17 protein-coding genes and 1 pseudogene are annotated in these 16,471 nt (G+C 73.1%); 10 read left to right on the forward strand and 8 right to left on the reverse strand.

Features of this window, described 5'->3' with window-relative positions; genetic code table 11:
* From EEJ42_RS07910 to EEJ42_RS07920, 3 genes and pseudogenes are all read left to right on the forward strand, one after another.
* A pseudogene (locus EEJ42_RS07910) lies at positions 1-279 on the forward strand (hypothetical protein); the annotation flags it as partial.
* A 131-nt stretch (positions 280-410) separates the two neighbouring features.
* Positions 411-1,421: an LLM class F420-dependent oxidoreductase gene (locus EEJ42_RS07915; protein WP_123099260.1), complete on the forward strand. Its 1,011-nt coding sequence runs from the start codon at positions 411-413 to the stop codon at positions 1,419-1,421.
* A 37-nt stretch (positions 1,422-1,458) separates the two neighbouring features.
* On the forward strand, positions 1,459-1,752 hold the full coding sequence (locus EEJ42_RS07920) for a hypothetical protein (RefSeq protein ID WP_123099261.1): 294 nt from the start codon (positions 1,459-1,461) through the stop codon (positions 1,750-1,752).
* A 10-nt stretch (positions 1,753-1,762) separates the two neighbouring features.
* Here EEJ42_RS07920 and EEJ42_RS07925 read toward each other — a convergent pair whose 3' ends face one another.
* The 3 genes from EEJ42_RS07925 to EEJ42_RS07935 all read right to left on the reverse strand — a co-directional run bounded on the left by EEJ42_RS07925 (position 1,763) and on the right by EEJ42_RS07935 (position 5,032).
* Positions 1,763-2,863, reverse strand: coding sequence for a prenyltransferase/squalene oxidase repeat-containing protein (locus EEJ42_RS07925; protein ID WP_123099262.1), 1,101 nt, complete (start codon positions 2,861-2,863; stop codon positions 1,763-1,765).
* Positions 2,860-3,594, reverse strand: coding sequence for a class I SAM-dependent methyltransferase (locus EEJ42_RS07930; protein ID WP_123099263.1), 735 nt, complete (start codon positions 3,592-3,594; stop codon positions 2,860-2,862). The genes EEJ42_RS07925 and EEJ42_RS07930 overlap by 4 nt, the downstream gene beginning before the upstream one ends.
* A 67-nt stretch (positions 3,595-3,661) precedes the next feature.
* Positions 3,662-5,032 (reverse strand): glycosyltransferase family 4 protein, encoded by a 1,371-nt coding sequence (locus EEJ42_RS07935; RefSeq protein ID WP_123099264.1) that lies wholly within the window; start codon positions 5,030-5,032, stop codon positions 3,662-3,664.
* A 417-nt stretch (positions 5,033-5,449) separates the two neighbouring features.
* Here EEJ42_RS07935 and EEJ42_RS07940 point away from each other — a divergent pair, with 417 nt between their 5' ends.
* The gene (locus EEJ42_RS07940) at positions 5,450-6,064 is read left to right on the forward strand and encodes a TetR family transcriptional regulator (RefSeq protein WP_055550737.1); all 615 of its coding nucleotides are present in this window, start codon (positions 5,450-5,452) and stop codon (positions 6,062-6,064) included.
* A 262-nt stretch (positions 6,065-6,326) separates the two neighbouring features.
* Positions 6,327-6,953, forward strand: a complete 627-nt coding sequence (locus EEJ42_RS07945; RefSeq protein WP_123099275.1) for a response regulator transcription factor — start codon at positions 6,327-6,329, stop codon at positions 6,951-6,953.
* Between the two features lie 177 nt (positions 6,954-7,130).
* Here the strand turns inward: EEJ42_RS07945 and EEJ42_RS07950 are convergent, their stop codons facing one another.
* Positions 7,131-7,364, reverse strand: a complete 234-nt coding sequence (locus tag EEJ42_RS07950) for a ferredoxin (RefSeq protein ID WP_123099265.1) — start codon at positions 7,362-7,364, stop codon at positions 7,131-7,133.
* Complete coding sequence (locus EEJ42_RS07955; RefSeq protein WP_123099266.1) at positions 7,364-8,830, reverse strand: aldehyde dehydrogenase; 1,467 nt, start codon at positions 8,828-8,830, stop codon at positions 7,364-7,366. The genes EEJ42_RS07950 and EEJ42_RS07955 overlap by 1 nt, the downstream gene beginning before the upstream one ends.
* A 71-nt stretch (positions 8,831-8,901) precedes the next feature.
* Here EEJ42_RS07955 and EEJ42_RS07960 point away from each other — a divergent pair, with 71 nt between their 5' ends.
* A complete protein-coding gene (locus EEJ42_RS07960) occupies positions 8,902-9,990 on the forward strand; it encodes a Strvi_7410 family MBL fold metallo-hydrolase (RefSeq protein ID WP_425472857.1) in 1,089 nt (362 codons plus the stop codon).
* A 7-nt stretch (positions 9,991-9,997) separates the two neighbouring features.
* Here the strand turns inward: EEJ42_RS07960 and aac(3) are convergent, their stop codons facing one another.
* Positions 9,998-10,846 (reverse strand): aminoglycoside 3-N-acetyltransferase, encoded by an 849-nt coding sequence (gene aac(3) / locus EEJ42_RS07965; RefSeq protein ID WP_123099268.1) that lies wholly within the window; start codon positions 10,844-10,846, stop codon positions 9,998-10,000.
* 134 nt (positions 10,847-10,980) lie between these two features.
* On the opposite strand from aac(3), the gene EEJ42_RS07970 reads away from it, so the two are divergent.
* On the forward strand, positions 10,981-11,376 hold the full coding sequence (locus EEJ42_RS07970) for a nitroreductase/quinone reductase family protein (RefSeq protein WP_123099269.1): 396 nt from the start codon (positions 10,981-10,983) through the stop codon (positions 11,374-11,376).
* A gap of 19 nt (positions 11,377-11,395) precedes the next feature.
* On the opposite strand, the gene EEJ42_RS07975 is transcribed toward EEJ42_RS07970, so the two are convergent.
* Positions 11,396-12,505 carry a beta propeller repeat protein gene (locus tag EEJ42_RS07975; protein WP_123099270.1) on the reverse strand — a complete coding sequence of 370 codons (1,110 nt, stop codon included), beginning with the start codon at positions 12,503-12,505 and terminating at the stop codon, positions 11,396-11,398.
* 2 nt (positions 12,506-12,507) lie between these two features.
* Positions 12,508-13,569 (reverse strand): hypothetical protein, encoded by a 1,062-nt coding sequence (locus tag EEJ42_RS07980; RefSeq protein ID WP_123099271.1) that lies wholly within the window; start codon positions 13,567-13,569, stop codon positions 12,508-12,510.
* Positions 13,570-13,672: 103 nt separating this feature from the next.
* Between EEJ42_RS07980 and EEJ42_RS07985 the strand changes: the two genes are divergently transcribed.
* From EEJ42_RS07985 to EEJ42_RS07995, 3 genes are all read left to right on the forward strand, one after another.
* The gene (locus EEJ42_RS07985) at positions 13,673-14,158 is read left to right on the forward strand and encodes an SRPBCC domain-containing protein (protein ID WP_123099272.1); all 486 of its coding nucleotides are present in this window, start codon (positions 13,673-13,675) and stop codon (positions 14,156-14,158) included.
* 289 nt (positions 14,159-14,447) lie between these two features.
* On the forward strand, positions 14,448-15,698 hold the full coding sequence (locus EEJ42_RS07990; protein ID WP_123099273.1) for an SCO2321 family membrane protein: 1,251 nt from the start codon (positions 14,448-14,450) through the stop codon (positions 15,696-15,698).
* Complete coding sequence (locus EEJ42_RS07995) at positions 15,698-16,342, forward strand: SCO2322 family protein (protein WP_123099274.1); 645 nt, start codon at positions 15,698-15,700, stop codon at positions 16,340-16,342. Before EEJ42_RS07990 ends, EEJ42_RS07995 begins: the two co-directional genes overlap by 1 nt.
* Positions 16,343-16,471 lie beyond the last annotated feature (129 nt).

Below are 16,471 nucleotides of genomic sequence, written 5' to 3' on the forward strand. Positions count from 1 at the left end.
GGCCAGCCGGGTCAGCCCTCCTTCGGCGGCCAGCCGGGCCCGGCCGGTCAGCCCGGCCCGGCCCAGGCGGCGGGCGGCTCCGACTTCGCGCCGTTCTGGTTCGCGGTGCCGGTGGCCCGGCCGCTGTACGCCGAGGACGGTTCGTCGAGCACCATCGCCGAACTGGCCCCCGGCACCTGGTACCTGGCGGTCGAGCAGCGCGGTCAGGCGCTCGTCGCGCAGACCCAGGACGGGCGCCGCGGCGTCCTCCAGGACACCACGGGCATCCAGCGCGGCTGATCTCCTCAGCGCAACGGCCCCTCGCCCCCTCCACGGGGGCGAGGGGCCGTTGCCATGTGCGCACCCGGGCCGTACAGTCCAGGCGGCACACGGCCTGACGTGACGTCAGAGAACGTCAGAGAGGGGTTGTCATGCGGCTCGGCCTGGCGCTCGGCTACTGGGGCCGCGGCCCCGACCCCCGCCATCTGGAACTCGCCCGGCAGGCCGAGGAGCTGGGCTACCACTCCGTCTGGACCGCCGAGTCCTGGGGTTCGGACGCCTTCACCCCGCTCACCTGGATCGCCGCCCACACCTCCCGCATCAGGCTCGGCACGGCGATCGCGCAGATGGCCGCGCGCACCCCCACCGCCACCGCGATGCAGGCGCTCACCCTCGACCACCTGTCCGGCGGGCGCATGATGCTCGGCCTCGGCCTGTCGGGGCCGCAGGTCGTGGAGGGCTGGTACGGACGGCCGTTCCCCACGAGCCCGCTCACCGCCACCCGGGAGTACGTCGACGTCATCCGGCAGGTGCTGCGCCGCGAGGCGCCCGTACGGCTCGACGGGCGCTACCACGCGCATCCGTACGCCGGGCCGGACGCCACCGGCCTCGGCAAACCGCTGAAGCCCATCGTCCACCCGCTCCGCCCCCACCTCCCGGTGCTGCTGGGCGCCGAAGGGCCCAAGAACATCGCCCAGACCGTGCGCATCGCCGACGGCTGGCTGCCGCTGTACTGGTCGCCGCAGCGGACCCCGCTGTACGAGGCGGCCCTCGCCGGGGCGCCCGACGGCTTCATGGTGGCGCCGATGGCCCGGGCGCGGGTGTGCGACGACATCGCGGAGGGGCTGCTGCCGGTGAAGGCGATGCTCGGCTTCTACATCGGCGGCATGGGCCACGCGGCCCGCAACTTCCACGCCGATCTGATGGCCCGCATGGGCTACGAGGACGAGGCGCGCCGGGTCCAGGAACTCTTCCTCGCGGGCCGCCGCGACGAGGCGATCGCGGCGGTGCCGGACGCCTTCGCCGACGAGGTGTCCCTGATCGGCCCGCGCGGGCGCATCGCGGAACGGCTGGAGCTGTGGCGCACGGGCCCGGTGACGGACCTGCTGGTGATCGCGCCGGACCCGGAGACGCTGCGGGTGCTGGCGGAATTGAACACATGAGTGGTTTGGGACGGACCGCCGGGGCAACACGTCCGGCATGTCCCGAAATTATCGCTACGGAAACAACCAGGCGGCGACCGTCGTGATGGTCGTCGCGGACATCACCGCCGTGATCCTCGGCCTGTGGATCCTCTTCGCCCTCCTGGACGCCAACCCCGCCAACGACCTCGTGACCGTGGTCCGCGACGCGGCGGGCTGGCTCGCGGGCTGGTCCCACGACCTGTTCACGATGGACACCGACTGGCTGCGGACGGTCCTCAACTACGGGCTGCCCGCGGTGGTCTACCTGTTCATCGGCCACGCCGTGGCGGGCCGCATCCGGCGCGGCTGAGCCACCTCCGCTACCCGCAGCAGTCCGAGTCCAGCCCCCGCGGCAGGTGCTCGCCGCCGAAGACGGCCGTGGTCGCCTCGTCCCCGCCCAGCGCGGCCACGGCCAGCAGCAGGGAGCCCGCGGTCCAGGTGGTGCGCTCCTCGGGCCAGATGGCGTCGTCCTCGTAGACGTACCCTGTCCAGTACATCCCGTCGTCCGCGCGCAGCCGCCGCTGGATCCAGCGCAGGATCTCCACCGCGCGGTCGGACTCGCCCATCACCCACAGCGCCAGCGCGAGTTCGCAGCTCTCACCGCCGGTGACCCAGGGGTTGGGGGCGACACAGCGGATGCCCAGGCCCGGGACGACGAAGCGGTCCCAGCCCGCCTCGATGCGGGCGGTGGCTGCGGGGCCGGTGAGGGCGCCGGCGAGGACCGGGTAGTACCAGTCCATCGAGTAGCGGTTCTTGTCGAGGAAACGCTCGGGGTGGTGGCGTATCGCGTGCCCGAGCAGCCCCGCCGACAGCTCCCAGTCCGGCTGCGGGTCCTCGCGGTGTTCGGCGATGGCGAGCGCGCAGCGCAGGGCCTGGTAGATGGAGGACGAGCCGGTGAGCAGGGCGTCCGGGTCGACGGTGCCGTCGGCCTTGCGCCGCCAGCCGATCTGGCCGCCGCTCTGCTGGAGCCCCAGTACGAATTCGACGGCGGCGACGACGGTCGGCCACAGCCGGTCGAGGAACGTGTCGTCGCCGGTGGCCAGGTAGTGGTGCCAGACGCCGACGGCCACGTACGCGCAGAAGTTGGTCTCGCGGGCGCGGTCGGTGGGGGCGTCGGCGGCCACCCCGTCCGGGGTGTCGGGGTAGGCGGCGTACCAGGAGCCGTCGGGGTTCTGGTGGGCGGCGAGCCAGCGGTACGCGGCCTCGGCGCGCTCGTGCTCGCCCGCCGCGTCGAGCGCCATGGCCGCCTCGACGTGGTCCCACGGGTCGAGGTGGTGGCCGCGGAACCACGGGATGGCGCCGTCCGCGCGCTGGACGGCGGCGATGCCCTCGACGGTGCGCAGCGCCTCGCCGGCGGTGAGGACGCCGGGCAGCGTCAGCCGTTCGGTACGGGGGCCGGGGCGCGGGCCGCGCGCCGTCACGCCTGGTCCTCGCTCGGCGCGTGGGGCTTGGTCGCGTACGCCACGAAGCTCTTGCCGATCAGCGGGTTCAGCGCCTGCTCGGCGAGCCGCGTGGCCAGCGGCTTCTTCATGATGTCCCAGACCAGCAGCTTGTGGTACGCCCGCACCGGCAACGCCTTGTCGTTGTCCACGCCGAAGGCGCACTTCAGCCACCAGTACGGGCTGTGCAGGCCGTGCGCGTGGTGGGTGCCGTACGGCCGCAGTCCGGCCTCGCGCATCCGCTCCAGGAGTTCGTCGCCGCGGTAGATGCGGATGTGGCCGCCCTCCACCTCGTGGTACGCGTCGGACAGCGCCCAGCACACCTTCTCGGGCCCGTAGCGCGGCACGGTGACGGCGATCCGGCCGCCGGGGCGCAGCACCCGCACCATCTCGGCGAGCACGCCCTTGTCGTCGGGTATGTGCTCCATCACCTCGGAGATGATGACGACGTCAAAGCTGTCGTCCGGGAACGGCAGGGCCAGCGCGTCGCCCTCCATGGCGGTGGCGGTGGCCCCGGCGGGCGCCTCACCGGCCTCCTTCATGGCGGCGAACCACTTCGCGACCTCGCGTATCTCCTCGCCGTTGCGGTCGAGCGCGACGACCCGCGCACCGCGCCGGTAGCACTCGAAGGCATGGCGTCCGGCGCCGCAGCCCAGATCGAGGACGCGATCGCCGGCGGCGAGCGGGAAGCGGGAGAAATCGACGGTCAGCACGGGGGTCTGCTTTCGTCCGGCGGGGTCGTGGGGTCGGGTCGAAGCCAGGTGGGGGCAGGTGGGGCGCTCAGCGCACGGCACGGGCCCGGGCGGCGCGGGCCTGTGCGCCGATCGCCGCGCGGTAGTGCTCGACGGTGCCGCGGGCGGCCTGCTCCCAGGTGAAGCGGCGCAGCACGCGCTCCCGTCCGGCGGCGCCGAGGCGCCTGCGCAAGTCCGCGTCGGCGAACAGCCGGTTCAGGGCGGTGGCGAGCGCGCCCGCGTCGCCGGGCGGCACGGCGAGGCAGGTCTCGCCGTCCGTGCCCGCGACCTCGGGTATCGCGCCGCCGGTGGTGGCGACCAGCGGGGTGCCGGTGGCCATGGCCTCGGCGGCGGGCAGCGAGAACCCCTCGTACAGGGAGGGCACACAGGCGATCTGGGCGCCGCGGATGAGGTCGACCAGCTCGGGGTCGCTGATGCCCTTGACGAACTCGACGGCGCTCTGGAGCCCGTAGCGGGCCATGGCGGTGGCCACCGGCCCCTCCTCGGGGCGCTTGCCGACGACCACGAGGTGGGCGTCCGGGTTGTCGGCGCGGACCTTCGCGAGCGCCTCGACCAGGTGGACCAGCCCCTTGAGCGGTACGTCGGCGCTGGAGGTGGTCACGATCCGCCCGGGGATCACCGGCACGGCGGGGTCGGGCGCGAACAGTTCGGTGTCCGCGCCGATGTGGACGACGTGCACCCGCCCCGGCCGGACGCCGAGGTGCTGGACGATCTCCCGGCGCGAGGAGCCGGAGACGGTGAGCACCGAGGGCAGCCGCCGGGCCACCCGCTTCTGCATGCGCGTGAAGCCGTACCAGCGCTGCACGGAGAGGCGGCGCTTCCAGCCGTCCGCGGCGTCCAGCTCCAACTGGCGGTCCACGGTGATCGGGTGGTGGATGGTGGTCACCAGCGGGAAGCCGGTGCGCTCCATGCCCAGCAGCCCGTAGCCGAGGGTCTGGTTGTCGTGGACGACGTCGAACGCGCCGCGCCGGGCGGCCAGATGGCGGCGGGCGCGCAGGCTGAAGGTGAGCGGTTCGGGGAAGCCGCCGGTCCACATGGTGGCGACCTCCAGCGCGTCGACCCAGTCCCGGTACTCCGCGATCCCGGGCGTGCGGAACGGATCGGGCTGGCGGTAGAGGTCGAGGCTGGGCAGCCGGGTGAGGGTGACGCCGTCCTCGGCGTCGAGGACCGGGTACGGCTGGGCGCCGATCACCTCGACGGTGTGGCCGAGCCGGGCGAGTTCACGGGAGAGATGGCGTACGTAGACGCCCTGGCCTCCGCAGAACGGGTTCCCCTTGTAGCTCAGCAGCGCGATGCGCAGCGGCCGGTCGCCGCCCTGGGCCCGGTCCTCCGCGGGGGCGGTGGGGGGCGCCGTCCGAAGCGGGTCGACTCCGGTCTCCTGCGCGGCCTCTGCGGTCACTCGCGCCCCCTCCTTGATGCACTTCAGCGGGAGCGTAGCCGCTCACGATTATCTAGAACAAGTTTCACTAACGGATCCCCCGAGAAGTCTCGAAGATACCTGGCGAACCCGTCGCCCCCGGCGCCGGGACGGGTGATTCCTACCACTCGGTAGCCCCTTGCGCGCGACAGCCCCGGCCGGGGTGCGGCCATATCTACGCGAGCCCGGCAAACGCCCATGCACCGGCCGGTGATCGGCGCGTGACGCACCACCGGGTGGCCACCTACCTAAGCTGCGCAGACGGCGGACGGTGGGCTCGAGCGACACGCGACCCTAGAACGAGTTTCACTGACTCGCGCCCCTAGGCCGACCCTGCCATCATGCACGGTGTCCGTTTGTCAACCGCAGCGCAGACACTATGCACCCGAAGTGAGACAAATGACCGCAGAAGTCAAGCCGGCCTCCTTGCAGCTGACCGAGCGGCAGGAGGCGCGCCGCCGGCGCATCCTGCACGCCAGTGCCCGGCTGGCCAGCCGCGGTGGCTTCGACGCGGTCCAGATGCGCGAGGTGGCCGAGCACTCCAGCGTGGCACTCGGCACCCTCTACCGCTACTTCCCGTCCAAGGTCCACCTGCTGGTCGCCACCATGCAGGACCAGTTGCAGCACATGCACGAGACGCTGCGCAAGCGCCCGCCGACCGAGGAGGACCCGGCCACCCGGGTCGCCCAGACCCTGATGCGCGCCTTCCGCGCACTCCAGCGCGAACCCCATCTGGCGGACGCGATGGTGCGGGCCCTCACCTTCGCCGACCGCTCGGTGAGCCCCGAGGTGGACACGGTCTCCCGGCTCACCACCGCGATCATCCTCGACGCGATGGGCCTGGAGGGCCCGCCGACGGCCGAGCAGCTGTCCGCCGTGCGGGTCATCGAGCACACCTGGCACTCGGCGTTGATCACCTGGCTGTCGGGGCGGGCCTCGATCGCCCAGGTCAAGATCGACATCGAGACGGTCTGCCGACTGATCGATCTGACGGCACCGACCGAGCACCCCTGACGCCCCCTCACCATCCCTCACCACCCCCTCTGTCCGCGCCTGCTGGGCGCAGTCGCCCGGCGCATGATGGGCGCGATGGGGGCGCATGCGGCGCACGATGTACCCCAAGGGCGCACGGAGGCAGCAAGATGTGCGCCTGCGCGCCCCCCTTTGGCTTAAATTTCGCGTTCACGCCCTGGGCAATCCCGGTATTCATGAACGGCGCGCGACAGAGCGACGACGGCGTGCGACGGAACAACGTCTACAGGGGGTGAAGAACTCCGTGATTCGGGTTCTTCTGGTACATGATTCATACCTGCTGCGGTCCGCGTTGGCCGCACTGATACAAGCCGAACCTGAGTTCGAGGTGGCTTCCGCCGCATGGCGTGACGCGCGTAGCAGAGCCCGCTCATTACAGCCACACGTCTGCGTGGTCGACACGGACTGCCCCGGCTCCGACAAGGCCGCCCGCAAGGGCGAGTTGGGCAAGCTCATGGCCGAGGCCCCGGCGGCGGATAGCGGTCCCGAGTCCGGCCTGCTCGTGCTCGCCAACGCCGGGCGCCCCGGACAGCTGCGCCGCGCGCACAAGGCCCGGGCCCTCGGGTACATCGACAAGAACGCCCCGCCCCAGCGGCTGCTGGACGGCATCCGGCACGTGGCGAAGCAGGAGCGGTTCATCGACGACTCGCTGGGCTACGGCTTCCTCAAGGCGGCCGAAATCCCGCTGACCGAGCGCGAGTTGGGCGTCCTGTCGCTGGCGGCCGACGGCGCCTCCATCGCGGAGATCGCCCGGACCCTGCACCTGTCCAACGGGACGATACGCAACTACCTGGCCGCGATCACCCGTAAGACCGGGGCGCGCAACCGGGTGGACGCCATCCGCATCTCCCGGTGCGAGGGCTGGGTCTGATCGTCGTCGCGCGGATGGTGGAGGTCCGCGTGGACGGCACCGCAGAAGTCCTACGCCGTGTGAGGGATCAGCGTCTACCCGCCCCCTCGCTCCCCCTTCCCGGAGGGGGAGCGCCCGGAGGGAGAGCGCTCGGAGGGGGAGCGCCCGGAGGGGGAGCGCCCGGAGGGGGAGCGACACCTACTCGTCGGGAGGAAAGACCGGTTCACCGCTTTCGAGCAGCCGGATCGCGATGGCCTCCACCGGGCACCCCTCGGCCGCCACGAGCACCGCCTCGGAGGCGTCCGCCTCCGGCTGCACCGGATGCGACTGGCGCGCCGCGTCCAGGTGGAATCCGCCGGGGGCGCTGCTCACGCAGAATCCCGAGCCGATGCAGACGCCGCGGTCGACCTCGATCCGCCAGCGGTCGCCCATCAGCCCTGCTCCCCGTCCCACCCCTGCGGCAGGTGGATCATCTTGTGCTCCAGGTAGGCCGACAGGCCCTCCGGGCCGAACTCCCGGCCCAGGCCGGAGTTCTTGTAGCCGCCGAAGGGGCCGAGCATGTCCAGGCTGAAGGTGTTCACGGAGTACGTACCGGTGCGGATGCGCCGCGCGAAGTCGATGCCGTGTGCCACGTCCGCCGTCCAGACGCTGCCGGACAGCCCGTAGTCGGAGTCGTCGGCGATCCGGGCCGCCTCCTCCTCGTCCCCGTACGGCAGCAGGCAGATGACCGGGCCGAAGATCTCCTCCCGGGCGATGCGCATCGTATTGGCCACGTCCCCGAACAGCGTCGGCTCCACGTACCACCCCGTGTCCTGGGCCGCGGGGCGGCCGCCGCCCGTCAGCACCTTGGCGCCCTCGCGCTGTCCGAGCGCGATGTAGTCCAGCGAGCGCCGCTGCTGCCGCCGCGCGACCAGCGGGCCGACCTGGGTCGCCGGGTCCAGCGGATCGCCGACCACCAGGGCCGAGGCGGCGGCCGCGAAGCGTTCGGCCAGCTCGTCGTAGTGGCTGCGCGGGGCGAGGATGCGGGTCTGGGCGACGCACGCCTGGCCGTTGTTCATCCACGCGTTGGGCACGATGCCCGCGACCGCCGCCTCCAGGTCCGCGTCCGGCAGGATCACCGCGGCCGATTTGCCGCCCAACTCCAGGGTCAGCCGGGTCAGTTGGCGGGATGCCACCTCCATCACGCGCTTGCCCGCCGGTACCGAGCCGGTGAACGACACCTTGTCGACCCCCGGGTGCCCGACCAGGTACTCGCTGACGTCCCGGTCCGCCGGAAGGATCGACAGCACCCCCTCCGGCAGCCCCGCCTCGGTCGCGATCTCCGCCAGCAGATACGCGTCCAGCGGCGTCTCCGGCGACGGCTTGAGAATGACCGAACACCCCGCCAGCAGCGCCGGTGCCAGCTTGGCGCCCGCCACGAACTGCGGCACGTTCCACGGCACGACGGCCGCCACCACCCCGACCGGCTCCCGCCGCACCAGCAGCGGTCCGAGCACCCCGGCCCGCCGCTCCTCGAACGTGAAGTCGCGCGCCACCGTGATCGCCGCGTCCCACACCATCATCGCGCCGAGCGCCTGGGCGAGGACGCTCCAGGAGTACGGCGAGCCGTTCTGCGCGCTGATGACCTTCGCGATCTCCTCGTGCCGTACGGCGATCGCGTCCTTGATCCGCGTGACGACGGCGATCCGTTCCTCCAGCGAGGTACGCGGCCACTCCCCCTCGTCGAACGCCCGCCGCGCCGCCGCCACCGCCCGGTCCACATCGGCCCGTGAGGCGTGCGGCACCCGCCCGATGACCTGTTCCGTATGCGGCGAGACGACCTCGATGGTCTCCGCCCCGGCCGGATCGACCAGCGCCCCGCCGATGAAGAGCTGCCCGTGCTCGATGAGGTCGCCCATCGCTGATGCCTCCCGCCGAGATCTGACGATGCATCAGAACTGATACCAGTTCCAGTTATAGTCAGCAATGCATGCGCTGCCGCGGCCCGGCCGCACTCGCGAAAAGGGGGAACCCCGTGCCAGAGGCGACGGACGTCACCGACCACGGCGGCGGGGTGTGGAGCATCCCCGTCCCCATCCCGGACAACCCGCTCGGCCACACCCTCGTCCACCTCCTCGACACCGACCGCGGACCGGTCCTCGTCGACACCGGCTGGGACGATCCGACCGCCTGGGACACCCTCACCGCCGGGCTCACCGCCTGCGGCACCGACGTCTCCGCGATCCACGGCGTCCTCGTCACCCACCACCACCCGGACCACCACGGGCTCTCCGGCCAGGTGCGGGAGGCCTCGGGCGCGTGGATCGCGATGCACGGCGCCGACGCCCACGTCGTACGCCGCACCCGCGAGGCCGAACCCACGCTCTGGCTCGACTACCTCGCCGAAAAGCTGGCCGCGGCCGGTGCCCCGGAGGACCACCTCGCCCCGCTGCGCGCCGCCCGCGCCGAGGGGCGCCCGAGCCTCCCGGGCCAACGCGCCGCCCTCCCCGACCGCGAGATCGCCCCCGGCGAACTCCTCGACCTCCCCGGCCGCCGGCTCCGGGCCATCTGGACGCCCGGCCACACCCCCGGCCATGTCTGCCTCCACCTGGAAGAGGCTCACCCCGCGGCCCTCCGCGGCCACGGCAGGCTCTTCTCCGGCGACCATCTCCTCCCCGAGATCAGCCCGCACATCGGCCTGTACGAGGACCCGTCCGACGCCACCCGCACCGACCCCCTCGGCGACTACCTCGACTCCCTGACGCGCGTCGCCGCCCTCGACCCGGCCGAAGTCCTCCCGGCCCACCAGTACGCCTTCACCGACGCCCCCGCCCGCGTCCGCGCCCTCCTCGACCACCACGAGACCCGCCTCGCGAACCTCCGTGCCCTGCTCACCACCCCGCTCACCCCCTGGCAGCTCGCCGAGCGCATGGAGTGGAACCGCCCCTGGCCCGACATCCCCTACGGCTCCCGCAACATCGCCGTATCGGAGGCCGAGGCCCACCTGCGCCGCCTGGTCGACCTGGGCCGGGCCGAACCCGTCCCCGGCACCGACCCCGTCGCCTACCGGGCCCGCTGACCCCGGCTCACCGCCGCAGCTTCCGCTCGATCCACCCCACCCCGAACCGCAACAGCTCCGCCGCCCCGAACAGGTGGCATTCGGCGGCCCCGACCCGGCCCCGGGTGCCGATGCCCGCGGCCAGCGCGTCCCGCGCGATCACCGTGAACGGCCAGGTGCCCTCGGGGACGACCGGGGAGTAGTCGTACGCCGCGTCCTCCGTGTCGATGTCACGGAAGCGCCGCCACACCCGGCGCCCGTCCACCAGGACCGGCTGCTCGTACGTGACGAACCGCTTGCCCGGCGCGTCCGCCACCGCCTCGGCGTGGTGCAGGATCGTCAGCGCGTCCAGCGGCGCCCCCAGCAGCAGCACTTTCCCCTCGGCCTCGACCAGCCGGGCCAGTGGGCTGCCGGGCCCGTGCGGGTGGTCCCACGGGTGGTCGGCCACCAGCCCCTCGGCCCCCGCCCCGACCGCGGCGAAGCTCACGTCCGGATGGCCGCTGCGCACCGCCCCCGGCCAGTGCCGCAACGCCTCCGGCAACCGGCCGTTGGCGTGGTCCGCCTCGCCGAGCGCCGGATCGTACGCGGGGTGCTCGGCGCGCACGGCCTCCTGCCACTCCGCGGGCCACGTGGCGACGTCGTACGGCAGGGCGTCGTTCCACCCGCAGTAGGCCATGAGCGTGCCGCGCTCCCCCACGACGTCCAGCAGCGCCGCGATCACGGTCTGCGGGCCGCCCGCCACATACCCGAGGGCGGACAACTCGGTGTGGAACATGACGACGTCCCCCTCCCCCACCCCCAGCGTCCGCAGATCCCCCGCCAGCCGCCCCCGCGTCACCGGCCCACCGGAACGTTCCAGAAGTCCCCATTCGTCCATGCCGTCACCCAACCAAACCCCCCGGCCCCCGGCACTCCCTTTTTCCCCGCCGTTCCCCGACCGGCGCGTGCCCTTGGGCCTGTCGGCCACCCCCGTGCACCATGGCCCCACCACCGAAAGGGAGCGCACACGGCATGTCCCGTCACCACGAACTCAAGCACCGCGTCGTCACGTCCTTCCAGCGACGCATCGGCAACCCGATCCTGTCCCGGCTCCCGTTCCAGACCCTCCTGGAAACCACCGGCCGGACATCCGGGCTGCCCCGGCGCACCCCCGTCGGCGGACGCCGCGTCGGCAACGCGTTCTGGTTCGTCTCGGAGTTCGGCGACCGGTCGCAGTACGTACGGAACATCCGGGCCGACCCCAGGGTCCGGGTCCGCATCAATGGCACCTGGCACACCGGCACCGCCCACCCCCTCCCCGAGGACGACGCCCGCACCCGCCTCAAGGCCCTCCCCCGCTACAACAGCACCGCGGTCCGCGCCCTCGGCACCGACCTGCTGACCGTGCGCGTGGACCTCACCGACTGATCACAGCGATCGCATCAGGTCAGCCGAACCGCAGGATGCGCGGGGCGAAGGTGCCCTCGGGGCCGTTGGCCCTGCCGACCGACCACACCGTCGCCGTGCCCGGCACCGGCGCCAGCGCCAGCATCCGGGAGTCGCCCTCCCCGGCCACCGCCGGTTCGCTGTACTCGGCGAACGACCGTCCGTCCCAGGCAAGGAAATCCGGCCCGGGGACGAGCGGTGGAGAGCTGCCCGGCGGGCCCCACTTCAGCGAGTTGGCCACCGAGACCCAGGCCAGCCGGCCGGACGCGTCGGGCGCCAGTGAGGTGATCCCACCGAAGTCGGCGGGCATGGTCACCCGGTTCCACGCCTGCCCGTCCCAGCGGACCAGCAGGGGCGGGATCGGCTTGCCCGCCGGGCCGCCGATGAACCCGGCCGTACCACCCGCCCACACCTCCGTCGCCGAGACCGCCACCACACTCCCCACGGCCGCCCGCGGGAACCCGTGCACGACCGTCTGCTGCCACGCCTGCCCGTTCCAGTGCGACACGGCCGCGCCCGAGTCGGTGGCGCCCGCGGCCCAGACGTCGTCGGCCGCCAGGATGTGCAGGCCGTACACGGTTCCCGGCGGCACCGGCACGTCCCGCCAGCCGCTCCCGTCCCAACGCAGCAACGCCTGCGCGCCGTCCCGCGAACCGATCAGCCAGGTCTCACCGCCGCCTGCGACTGCTTTGGTCAGCACGACACCGCGCGGCGGCGGGCTCTCGTACCAGGCGGTGCCGTCGGAGCGGAGCAGATGGGCGCCGCCCGCCGTGTCGCGGCCGACCGCCCAGACAGCGGTCGGTGAGGTCGCGGCGATGGACAGCAGCTCTCCCTGCCAGCCGATCCCGGGCAGACTCTGGCGCTGCCACGCGGTTCCGTCCCAGCGCAGCACCAGCGGGAAGCCCGGCGCCTCGCGACCGACGGCGTCGGCGCCCACCGCCCACGCCCGGTCCGGCCCGAACGCCACGGCCTCGTTCAGCCCGGCCTGGGGGCGTACCTGTGCCGGGACCGGAACGTGGTGCCAGGACAGGGTGTCCGCCGCGGCCGAGCTCATGAGGGTCACGATGGTCATGGCGACGGCGAGCGCCGCGACAAGAAGTCTGCGTGCCATGATCAGCCTCCCAGCCGCTCACTCATCAGGTTCGGTTTCGAGCCGTAGATCTCGACGGTCCCGAGGGACAGCAGGGACAACCCGGCCTTGACCAGGGCACGCGGCGTGACGTCGATCGCGTTGGTGCGCTCCGGGCCGTAGGAGAAGGTGGTGCGGGGGCCGTCCACCCGGGCGTACTTCGACTGGAACGCACGGTCGCTGCGCACCGGCAGCCACAGCGCGCCGTCCGGGCCGCGCACCATGGCCCCGGTGGAGGAGTCGCCCAGCGGTGGGTAAGTGGTGCGCCAGGCGTGCCCGTTCCGGGCCATCAGGTACGTGCGGGCCACGCCGTCGGTGTACTGGCTGCCGCCGATCGTGACCCGGCCGGACGGTTCGAGCAGGATCGTGTGCACGTTGCTGTTCGGCGGCAGCGACACCTTGGCGTCCCGCCACGCCGTGCCGTCCCAACGCAGGACGGTGGTCCCGGTGCTGGTGTCCGCCCAGGCCCAGACGTCGTTGGCGGTACGTGCGGTGATCCCCATCAGGAACAGCACACCGTCCGGGGTGGACTGGGTGGTCCAGCCGGAACCGTCGTAGTGCAGCACCTTCAGCCCGGTGGCGTCCTCACCGACCACCCACGCGGCGCCCGGTACGGCGGTGAAGTCCTGGTAGGTCCACAGGGTCTGCGGCAGCGGGACGGCACTCCACCCTCCCGCCGACCGGCGCAGGATCTCCCCCTCGCCCGCGCGGTTGTGGAAGATCCACACCTCCTCGCCGACGAACTGCACCTCGCCGAGCCGGCCCGGCTCACCGGCGCCGGGGAAGGTGGTGTCCCGGCTCCATGCCGTGCCGTCCCACCGGTACAGCATCGGCCGCGGTCCATCGGCGGCGTGCTCGTACCCCGTCGCCCACACCTCGCCCGGCCCGCGGTCGGCGAGATCGGACACGGTCACCGGCGCGGCCGCCGCCGGCACCGGCAGCGCCGACCAGCTCGGCGTCACGGCCGCGGCCGGCGACACCAAGGGCGACACCGACGTGGCACACGCGATCACAAGGCAGACAAGGACCGTACGGAGACCGTTCATGAGCCCCCCAGCACGCGATGGTCGCACAGCGTATGGGCGCTCACTCACCCGTGAACAGGCGGCATCCGGCCGATCACGGGTGGCAAGGCGCTACGTTCGACCCATGTACACCACGAGGGTCACCGGGCATGTGCGGGCTTCGCGTGCGGCCGTCTACCGGGCGCTGGTGGACGGGCGCGCGATCGCGACGTGGCGGGTGCCGGACGGTATGAGCGGGCGTGTGCACGAGTTCGAGGCCCGCGAGGGCGGCCGGTTCCGCGTCTCGCTCACCTACGACGTGCCGACCGGAACCGGCAAGTCGGCCCCGCACACCGATACGTACCACGGCCGTTTCGTGAAACTCGTACCGGACGAGCAGGTGGTGGAGGCGATCGAGTTCGAGGCCGAGGACCCCGCGCTGCGCGGCACGATGACGATGACGACCACGCTCACTGATGCGGGCGGTGGCACCGATGTCCTCGTCGTGCACGAGGGGATCCCCGACGCCGTGCCCGCCGCCGACAACGAGACGGGTATGCGGATGGCGCTCGCGAAGCTCGCGCGGTTCGTCGAGGCGGGCGGGGGTGGCGGCACCGACGCGGGGGGTTGAGGCGTCCGGTTAAAGTGGGCGGGAGAACTTCATCCGCGTTCGATCAGGGGAAGTCGGTGGAAATCCGGCGCTGACCCGCAACCGTGAGCACGCGCCCCGCCGGGCCGTGTGAGCCGGAGCACCTGGGCGGGCGCGACGCAGGAGGCTCCCGCCGTCCGGGTGTCCGGCGGCGGCACCGTCGTGGGATGCGGAGCTGAGCCCGGTGCCATCGGCGCGACGGAGTGGTCCGCGCGCGGGTGGGCGGCCGTGCGTGGCTGCGTCACGCCCCTGATCGAGAGGCACCCCAGCCATGAACGTACGCCGCAGCGTCGCGGCCCTGGCCATCTCCGCCGCCCTGTGCGCGACCGCCGCACCCGCCGCGTCGGCCGCTTCCGCCGACGACGGCAAGCGTGCGGAGGGGCTGTACGGCACGAAGGACCCCAAGTTCGACGGGGTGTGGCGGCAGTCGCTCGCGCTGCTCGCCCAGGACGCGGTGGGGGTGAAACCGGCCGCGTCGGCCGTCGACTGGCTCGCCGGGCAGCAGTGCGGGGACGGCGGGTTCGCCGCGTACCGGGCGGACACCGGGAAGGCGTGCGACCCGAAGAAGGGCGAGTTCACGGACGCGACCGGGGCCGCCATACAGGCGCTGGCCGCGGTGGGCGGCCGCTCGTCGGCGGTGGAGAAGGGCATCGGCTGGCTCAAGCGGAGCCAGAACGAGGACGGCGGCTGGGGCATGAACCCCGGCGGCACCAGCGACGCCAACTCCACGTCGGTCGCGGTCGGCGCCTTCGCCGCGGCCGGAATGGATCCGGTGGAGGTCGCGTCCGCGGCGAGCGGCAAGACGCCGTACGACGCGCTGCTCGGGCTCCAGTTGGACTGTTCGGCCAAGGCGGGGCAGCGGGGGGCGTTCGCGTACACCTCCGGCAAGGGCAAGCCCGCCGCCAACGATCTGGCCACCGTGAGCGCGGCGCTGGCCACCCGGGGCTCGGGCTTCGCCTTCGACCCGGCGGGCAAGGACGACGGCAAGAAGCCCGAGCCGCTGAAGTGCGAGGGTGGCGGTGGCGCGGACCGTGCGCCGGAGGACGCCTCCGAGGCCGCACTCGCCTACCTCTCCACCACCATGGCCGACAACGGCATGCATCTGAAGTCCACGACGCCCGGCGCCGCCAAGGCCCAGCCCGACTTCGGCGCCACCGCCGACGCGATCATGGCGCTCGCCGCGGGTGAGCACAGCGCGGCCGCGGCCAGGCCGTTGCAGTGGTTGCAGGGCAAGGACAGCGGCGCGGCGGCCTGGGCGAAGGGCGACCCGGGCGCGCTCGCCAAGCTGGTGCTCGCGGCGCACGCGGCCGGTGGGGACCCGCGGCACTTCGGCGACGTCGACCTCGTACAGCAGCTCAACGCCACCGGGCCGAAGCCGGTCGCGTCGCAGGCGTCGGAGAAGAGCGCGAAGGACGACGACGGCGGCGGGTCGGGCAGCGTCTGGTGGATCGTCGGCAGTTGCGCGGTCGCGGGCATGGGCATCGGTTTCCTGCTCAGCGGCCGTAAGAGGCAGCAGCTTTGATGGTCGGCGGCCGTGCGGTGATCCGGCTGTCGCTCGCCCTCGCGCTGCCGCTCGCGGCCGTGCTCGCCGGTGCCGCGCCCGCGCAGGCCGACGGGTACCGCTACTGGTCGTTCTGGCAGCGGAGCGGCGACGGCGGCGGCTGGACGTACGCGGCGCAGGGCCCCTCCGCGGCCCGGCCCGGCGACGGCGACATGATCGGCTTCCGCTTCGCCGTCAGCGAGGACTCCCGGGACGCCGCCACGCCGCGGGGCGCGGCCCGCTTCGACGCGATCTGCGACGCGGGTACGCCCCCCAAGGGCGGCACGAAGCGGATCGCGGTCGTCCTCGACTTCGGCACCGCGAAGGACGCGCCGGATGGCCGTACGCCACCCACGTCCCGTACCGCGTGCGCGCGGGTGGGCGAGGACGCGACGGCCGGGGAGGCGCTGGCTGCGGTCGCGAAGCCGCTGCGCTACAACTCCTCCGCGCTGCTGTGCGCCATCGCGGGCTACCCCACGTCGGGGTGCGGCGAGGCAGTGACGGCGCGGAAGGACGGCGATGGTGAGAGCGACGGCGGCCCGTCGGCGGGGCTGATCGGCGGCGTGGCCGTCGTGGTCGCCCTCGGCGCCGCGGCGGCGTGGCAGACACGCCGCCGCCGGACGTGAACGCGGCGGGCGCGGGGGCGGTTGGACCGCCGCCCCGGACAGCCCGCGGCGAACGGGCCCGGGCAACGATCGGCGCGGAGCGGCCGCGGGCGGCACTCGGCGCGGGACGGGGCCGAGCGGCACTCGGCG

This window comes from Streptomyces botrytidirepellens (assembly GCF_003721215.1).
Classification (GTDB): Bacteria; Actinomycetota; Actinomycetes; order Streptomycetales; family Streptomycetaceae; genus Streptomyces; species Streptomyces himastatinicus.